The sequence below is a fragment of the Aphanothece microscopica RSMan92 genome (genome assembly GCF_046613545.2).
Taxonomy (GTDB): Bacteria; Cyanobacteriota; Cyanobacteriia; order PCC-6307; family Cyanobiaceae; genus NIES-981.
On sequence record NZ_JBKKKY020000097.1, the window covers coordinates 1 to 6,932 of the forward strand.

A 6,932-nucleotide genomic window follows, 5' to 3' on the forward strand; every position below is an offset into this window, starting at 1 on the left:
ATAAGAGATGCTCCCACAGAAGGTTATCGCGACAGCAATGTTCTGCAATGCAACGCCCTTGTAGACGGTTTTGCTCTCAAGGAGTGCCCTGCTGCCATGATGGGCCAAGCCGCCAAACTCGGCCAAGTCCGCATTAAATCCCGACAGTATCTGAACATTAAAGAAGTAGTCCAACGCCACCCAGCCCGTGAAGAGGCTGTAGAGCATCACAAGCAGCAGCAGCAGATAGACGTTCAGCTTTTCGGCGGCAAAGTGAGCAACAGCGATCAATCCAAAGGAAACGCTTCCCCACCACTGAATGATATTCCAGTAGCGATCGTAAATGGCAAAGATTGCATCAATCAGATCATTTTCGGTCATGGGCTAAGTCGCGTCGGTCACGCCTGGCCATGCCAGGATCACGAAGCCAGAGGGGAGCCAGAGGGGAGCCAGAGGGGAGCCAGAACTTCATCAGGAGATCCGGCCAAAGCAAAGATATAAGAAGCCCTACAAGGTCCTGCCCGGTCAACACAAGGAAATTTACAGGCATTTCGAGGATCAGCTGGAGCAACCTCGGCATTGCAGGCTCGAGGCAGTTGGCCATGTTGCCTGCGGCGGCCAATGGAATCGGGCCCCCAGTGCTGCAGTCTCATGGCGTGACGACCTGGCCCGTCTGATCGCCCTCCAGAAGGACCCGATAGGCCAGGGCAACCTGATGCGCCGAAAGCCCTGCCATCCCAGGCGCCCCTGGACTCTGGTCCGCCACCCGGACCCAGGGAGGGGACACCGCATTGATCCGGATGCCTCGTGGCGCTTCCAAAGCAGCAGCACGTACGAAACCTTCCAAGGCCGCATTCACCAGACTCACGGCCGCACTGCCCACCATGGGCTGCTGAGCCAACAGACCCGTGGTGACTGTGATGGAGCCCGCATCGCTCAAGGCTGGTATCCCGTAACGGATCAGGTTGACCTGTCCCATCAGCTTGTTTTGGAGTGAGAATGCATAGTCTTCGTCCTTCAGCAGGGGGAAGGGCTTGAAGCGTGCAGCACCCGCCGCACCAACAACCGCATCCAGCGTTCCAAGCTGATTGAACAGAGATCGAATGGATGCTGGATCACCCAGATCGACATGGAGGGGGGCGGATGAGCGGCTGACCGCCACAACTTCATGCCGATCCTGCAGCACATCCAGAATGGCTTTGCCGATCGTTCCCGTTGCACCAACAAGCAGAATACGCATGAACCCTGAATAATGGATTGACGTTGTAATTGGCCACAATCCTCATCGACGCAGCAAGGAGATGATGAACTCTTCCTGGATCCCCGACTTGATGACTTCCACCCAGAGCTGCTCCAGGGGCTCAAGGAATCGGGAACTACGAATCGGCCCTACATCAACGGGATCAAAGCCACTGTCAGCGATCAGTCCGGCCACAACCTGCTTGGCTGCGACATCATTGCCGCAGTAGAAGAGTGTAGGAACAATCCCCCCAAACATCTTCGACTCTGCCTGAATGATGTTGGCGCCCACAGAGTTGAATGCCTTGACAACATGGGCCTCAGGAAGTCTGCGGGCAATCACTTCTCCCCCGGAGTCGGAAAAGCCGATCGCCAGGTCAATAAAGTCTGTGGTCAAGGGATTGGTGGCATCAATCAGGATCTTGCCGTGAAGAGTCTGTTCAAGCTCTGCTAGAACGCGCTCGACTTCTGGCCAGGGAACCGCAAGCAGCACCACATCGGCAAACTGGCAGGCCTCAGCAGCTGAGCCCGCACTCCCCTTCGCACCTGCCTTCTGAACGAGGGCATCCAGCTTCTGCGGGTTGCGGGAGCCGCTAAACATCACCTGATGGCCTGCCTTGGCCCAATGGAGACCTAGAGCCCCTCCAATATTCCCTGAACCCACGATGGCAATGTTCATGGTCTGTACTGCCTGGTTGATCGGAGAAGGTATGTCACTACCTTCAGTCATCTGCAGGCTTCGGTCAACCCATGCACAGAGATCGTTGAGGGGGGCAACCCTAAGCATCCCCACTTCAGATTCCCCCCAGCCCACCTCCGCTGACCATGCCAAGGAGCGAAGGGGCTCAGGATGGACGTGGGAGATCAGATCCGGTCCCTTACCTGATCCAGCTCGTTCAATCAGGGTCGTCGGCGCAAGCAGAAAGGGATCCCCGACCGGATGACGGTCTGCGGAGGAGAGGTATCGCGGTGAGGAGAGATCAGCTGTCATCTGAAGGCATTGGGCTAGAGAAGCTCTGAGCAACAAGGGCTTGCCCAAAAGATCGGCATACTCCAAAAATTATTGCGCGGTCTTCACAAAAGCCGTCAATCCTTTGTTGTAGCCACCCGGCTGGCGATAGAACATGGCTTCTGCAGTGGCATAAAATCTGGCATTGAGAGGAACTCAGACTCCTGGCCCGCCGGCAAGATCACCTCGGGCCGCACAGAGGAGTGGAGCCTTCGATAGGTCGCGGGGGTCTTCAAGTGGCGGACCCCATCACATCGAATGGCCCGGGCTGGTGGAGCCTCCCTAGGGTGGGAAGCACCCTGTCCCGCCACGCCCCGGCCCGACACCCATGGACGATGTCATCCATCCTGCCGAGACGGACTTCCAGGCGCAGGAGGCCCAGACCCGGGCGGTGCTGGCCCGCAATGGTGCCGCGTTCGCCCGTGGTGATCTCGAGGCCATCCTCGCCAACTACGGGGAAGATGCCGTGGTGATCCGACCGGACCGCGTTTACCGGGGGCTGGAAGCGATTCGTGGCATGTTCCAGGACGTTCTGGCCAACTTCGAGGGCTTCGTTCCCCAGGGGAGCAGCCTCACGGTGGCGGGTCGCTTCGCCTTGATGACCTGGACCGCCTCCAGCGGCAGCGGGCGGATCGTGCAGGGCGTGGATACCTTTGTGATTGAAAACGATTGCATCGTTGCGCAGTCTTATCTCGGAGCCCTCTGATTCGATGGCCACGACCTTTGCCTGGGGCAACACGGAAGCCAGCGGTCCACTGCGCCGTCTGCCGATCGAACTGGCTCCTCCAGGCCCCGACGAGGTGCTGCTGGAGGTGCTGTATTGCGGTCTCTGCCACAGCGACCTCCTGCACATCGACGAAGTGCGCCCCAGCGATGCACCACCTGCCGTGGCCGGGCATGAGGTGATCGGCAGGGTCGTGGAGGTGGGCGATGGGGTGGATTCAGCCCTGATCGGCAGTGTGCGGGGCCTCGGTTTCGTCGCCGGCACCTGCCGGCACTGCCGTTACTGCCTGTCGGGAAGGCAGACCCTCTGCGACAACCTGGAGATGACCGTGGTCGGCCGACCCGGTGGCTTTGCCAGTCATGTCAAAGCGCACCAGGACTGGGTGATCCCGATCCCGAAGGCCCTGGATCCCGCCAGTGCGGGCCCCCTCTTCTGTGCCGGGATCACGGTGTTCGAACCCCTGTTCAGTGCCGGCATTTCCCCCACCGCCAGCGTTGCCGTGATCGGTGTGGGCGGGCTGGGCCATCTCGCCGTTCAGCTGGCCAGAGCCTGGGGCTGTGAGGTGACCGGCATCACCACGAACGCGGCCAAATCCGACGAGATCCGCGGCCTGGGGGCCCATCACGTGGTGCTGCTGCCGGAGCTTGCTCAGCAGGCAGGTTCCTACGACCTGATCCTCAACACCAGTGACCATGCCCTCGACTGGGATGCGGTGGTGGGAGCACTTGCCCCCCAGGGCTGCCTGCACCAGCTGGGGCTCTGTCCTTCCCCCATTCCGCTGAAAGTCCTGCCCTTTGTGAAGGGCAACCTCTCCTTCCGCTCCTCGCTCACCTCCACCCCGGCAGCAACCTCCCTGTTTCTGGAATTCTGCGCGCGGCATGAGATCGAAGCGCTGGTGGAGGTGCTGCCGATGGCCGAGATCAACACCGCGATCGATCGCCTCCGTCACGGGGATGTGCGGTACCGGTTTGTCCTGCAGGGGCCGGCCTGAGTCACCGAGGAGTGGAGCGGTGCAGACTCAGGCCATGGAGACCACGCCCGTCCGAACCTCCGCGGCTGCGGCGCCCGGGGCCGCACTGCAGGCGCCCCTCACCGACCCCTGCGTGCACTGCGGCTTCTGCCTGCCCAGCTGCGCCAGCTACCGGGTGCTGGGCACGGAGATGGATTCGCCCCGCGGCCGCATTCACGCCCTCAAGGCGATCGAAGCGGGTGAGCTGGCGCTCGATGCCACCGTGGCCCGGCACTTCGACAGCTGCCTGGGCTGCCTGGCCTGCGTGACGGCCTGCCCCTCGGGGGTGCGCTACGACCAGCTGATCGAGGCCACCCGCCCGAAGCTCAACGCGCCCGAGTTGCGCAGTCCGGCCGCCCAGGCCTTCCGCCGGCTGCTGTTCGCGCTGCTGCCCTACCCCCGCCGCCTGCGGATCGCCCTCGCGCCGCTGCGGGCCTACGCCGGCACGCCGCTGCAGGGTCTGGCGCGGCGCAGTGGCCTCACCCGCCTGCTGGGGCCGCAGCTGGAGGCGATGGAGCGACTCCTGCCCCCCCTGGCCCCCGAGACGTTCCGCGACGGCTTCCCCGTGGTGGTGCCGGCCCGGGGGGAGCGCCGGGCCCGGGTGGGGCTGGTGCTGGGCTGCGTGCAGCGGCTGTTCGATCCCCAGGTGAACGCGGCGGCGGTGCGGGTGCTGAGCGCCAACGGCATTGAAGTGGTGATCCCGCCGGAGCAGGGCTGCTGCGGCGCCGTGACCCACCACCAGGGCGAAGAGGCCCACACCCGGGCCCTGGCCGATGCGCTGGTGGCGAGCTTCGAGGCGGTGCTGGGGCCGGGCCGGCCGGGCGGCGCCGAACCGCTCGAGGCGGTGCTGGTGGCGGCCTCGGGCTGCGGCCACACGATGAAGGCCTACGACCGCCTGGCCAGCGGCGATTTCCCGGCGCCGGTGGCCGACATCCATGAATTCCTGGCCCGGCTGGGGCTGAGCCAGGAATTCCGTCAGCGCCTGCAGCCGCTGCCCCACCCCGATGGCACCCAGGCCAGCGCGGAGCGGCCGCTCACGGTGGCGTTCCACGACGCCTGCCACATGCTCCACGGCCAGGGCATCGAGGCCCAGCCCCGACAGCTGCTGCGGGCCATCCCCCACCTGCGCCTGGCGGAGCCGATGGAGGCGGGCGTGTGCTGCGGCAGCGCCGGCATCTACAACCTGGTGCAGCCCCAGGAGGCGGCTGAGCTGGGGCGAATCAAGGCGGCCGACCTGGCCGCCACCGGCGCGGAGCTGGTGAGCAGCGCCAACATCGGCTGCACGATGCAGCTGCGCCGCCACCTCGATGGTGAAGCGGCCGCCGCGCTGCCGGTGCAGCACCCGATCCAGCTGCTGGACCAGAGCTGGCGCGCCGGGGTGGAGGCATGAGCCGCGAAGCCCCGAACCTGGCGGTGCTGATCGATTCCGACAACGCCCAGGCGGCGGTGATCAGCGATCTGCTGGCGGAGGTCTCGCAGGTGGGCACCGCCACGGTGAAACGGGCCTATGGCGACTGGACCACGCCCCAGCTGAGCAGCTGGAAGGAGGTGCTCAACGTGCACGCCATCCAGCCGGTGCAGCAGTTCAGCTACACCAGCGGCAAGAACGCCACCGATTCGGCCCTGATCATCGATGCGATGGATCTGCTGCACGGCGGCCGGGTGGATGGCTTCTGCCTGGTGTCATCCGACAGCGATTTCACCAGGCTGGCCACCCGCATCCGCGAGGAGGGGCTGCTGGTGATCGGCTTCGGGGAGCGCAAGACCCCGAAGGCGTTCGTGGCCGCCTGCGACCGCTTTCTCTACACCGACATCCTCAAGCGCTCCGGCGGCAGCTCCGGCTCCGGCGGCGGCGGCCGCCAGGGCGACAGTGACGCGCCGCCGCTCAAACCCTTCCTGTGCGAAGCGATCACGGCCGTGACCCAGGACGACGGCTGGGCACCGCTGGGGATGGTGGGCAGCCTGCTGCAGAAGAACGACCCGTCCTTCGATGCCCGCAACTATGGCTTCCGCAAACTGAGCGAACTGGTGAAGGCGCAGAACTACCTCACCGTGCAGGAAGTGCCGATCAGTCCAGGCAGCTCCCAGATGCATCTTTCAGTGCGACTGCGCGGGGGGTGAGCCCACGAGCAGGTGAGCCGGCGATCGACGCGCACAGGCCCCAGTGGCGACATGTCATCGTTTTCAACCCAGAGGCCCATCCGAAATGACCAACATCACCGAAATCGCGCCAGATACATTCCGCCTATCAATCTATGCGCCAGATCTCGACATGCAATTCAACCACTTTCTGGTTCGCGACGAGCAGCCCTTGTTGTTTCACGCGGGCATGAAGGGGATGTTTCCCATGCTCAGGGAGGCCGTGTCCAGCTTGATTGATCCGGCCAGGCTTCGCTATGTGGCATGGAGCCATTTTGAATCCGACGAAGTTGGAGGCCTGAATCACTGGCTGGAATCGGCGCCAGATGCTGAGCCAGTCTGTACTTTCGCTGGGAAAGTGGTCAGCGTCGACGACTACGCCATCAAACCAGCCCGGGGCATGATGCCTAACGATGTGCTGTCCACAGGGAAATATCGTTTTCGCCTTCATCCCACGCCCCACCTGCCCCATGGCTGGGACGCAGGCCTGTTGTTTGAGGAGACCGAGAAAACCCTGTTCTGCTCCGATCTCTTCCATCATTTCGGCGATGCCCCCGCTGTCACCTCTGACGACCTGATCGAACCATCGCTTGCGGCGATGCGGCAGATGCAGCAGGGTCCGCTGGCCTTCTACATGCCCTACACCCCACAGACAGACACACTCCTGACTGGACTATCAGAGCTTCAGCCTCAGACATTGGCCCTCATGCATGGCTCTTCCCACTCAGGCGCGAGCGGAAAGATGCTGAAGGACCTGGCAGGGGCCATTCAGAGCGTCTTCGCCCAGCCTTGACTTCACATTTTGCAGCCGGCGCAGCAGGGCTCGGCGTGGC

The 6,932-nt window shown here is 63.4% G+C and carries 8 protein-coding genes; 5 read left to right on the forward strand and 3 right to left on the reverse strand.

The genetic code is table 11. The features are described from left to right. The 3 genes from ACLD7X_RS15535 to ACLD7X_RS15545 all read right to left on the reverse strand — a co-directional run. Positions 1-360: hypothetical protein (locus ACLD7X_RS15535; protein ID WP_411424583.1), on the reverse strand; the 360-nt coding region annotated here is incomplete at its 3' end. Positions 361-628: 268 nt separating this feature from the next. Next, positions 629-1,219 carry a short chain dehydrogenase gene (locus ACLD7X_RS15540; RefSeq protein ID WP_411424584.1) on the reverse strand — a complete coding sequence of 197 codons (591 nt, stop codon included), beginning with the start codon at positions 1,217-1,219 and terminating at the stop codon, positions 629-631. A 42-nt stretch (positions 1,220-1,261) separates the two neighbouring features. Beyond that, positions 1,262-1,897: an NADPH-dependent F420 reductase gene (locus tag ACLD7X_RS15545; protein WP_411424585.1), complete on the reverse strand. Its 636-nt coding sequence runs from the start codon at positions 1,895-1,897 to the stop codon at positions 1,262-1,264. A gap of 658 nt (positions 1,898-2,555) precedes the next feature. On the opposite strand from ACLD7X_RS15545, the gene ACLD7X_RS15550 reads away from it, so the two are divergent. The 5 genes from ACLD7X_RS15550 to ACLD7X_RS15570 all read left to right on the forward strand — a co-directional run bounded on the left by ACLD7X_RS15550 (position 2,556) and on the right by ACLD7X_RS15570 (position 6,892). Further along, entirely contained in the window at positions 2,556-2,933 is a 378-nt protein-coding gene (locus tag ACLD7X_RS15550) for a nuclear transport factor 2 family protein (RefSeq protein WP_411424586.1), read from the forward strand. A 4-nt stretch (positions 2,934-2,937) separates the two neighbouring features. Beyond that, complete coding sequence (locus ACLD7X_RS15555) at positions 2,938-3,942, forward strand: NAD(P)-dependent alcohol dehydrogenase (RefSeq protein WP_411424587.1); 1,005 nt, start codon at positions 2,938-2,940, stop codon at positions 3,940-3,942. A 34-nt stretch (positions 3,943-3,976) separates the two neighbouring features. Then, positions 3,977-5,350: a (Fe-S)-binding protein gene (locus ACLD7X_RS15560; RefSeq protein WP_411424588.1), complete on the forward strand. Its 1,374-nt coding sequence runs from the start codon at positions 3,977-3,979 to the stop codon at positions 5,348-5,350. After that, positions 5,347-6,081: an NYN domain-containing protein gene (locus ACLD7X_RS15565; protein WP_411424589.1), complete on the forward strand. Its 735-nt coding sequence runs from the start codon at positions 5,347-5,349 to the stop codon at positions 6,079-6,081. The genes ACLD7X_RS15560 and ACLD7X_RS15565 overlap by 4 nt, the downstream gene beginning before the upstream one ends. An 85-nt stretch (positions 6,082-6,166) precedes the next feature. Beyond that, the gene (locus ACLD7X_RS15570) at positions 6,167-6,892 is read left to right on the forward strand and encodes an oxygen-binding di-iron domain-containing protein (RefSeq protein WP_411424590.1); all 726 of its coding nucleotides are present in this window, start codon (positions 6,167-6,169) and stop codon (positions 6,890-6,892) included. Positions 6,893-6,932 lie beyond the last annotated feature (40 nt).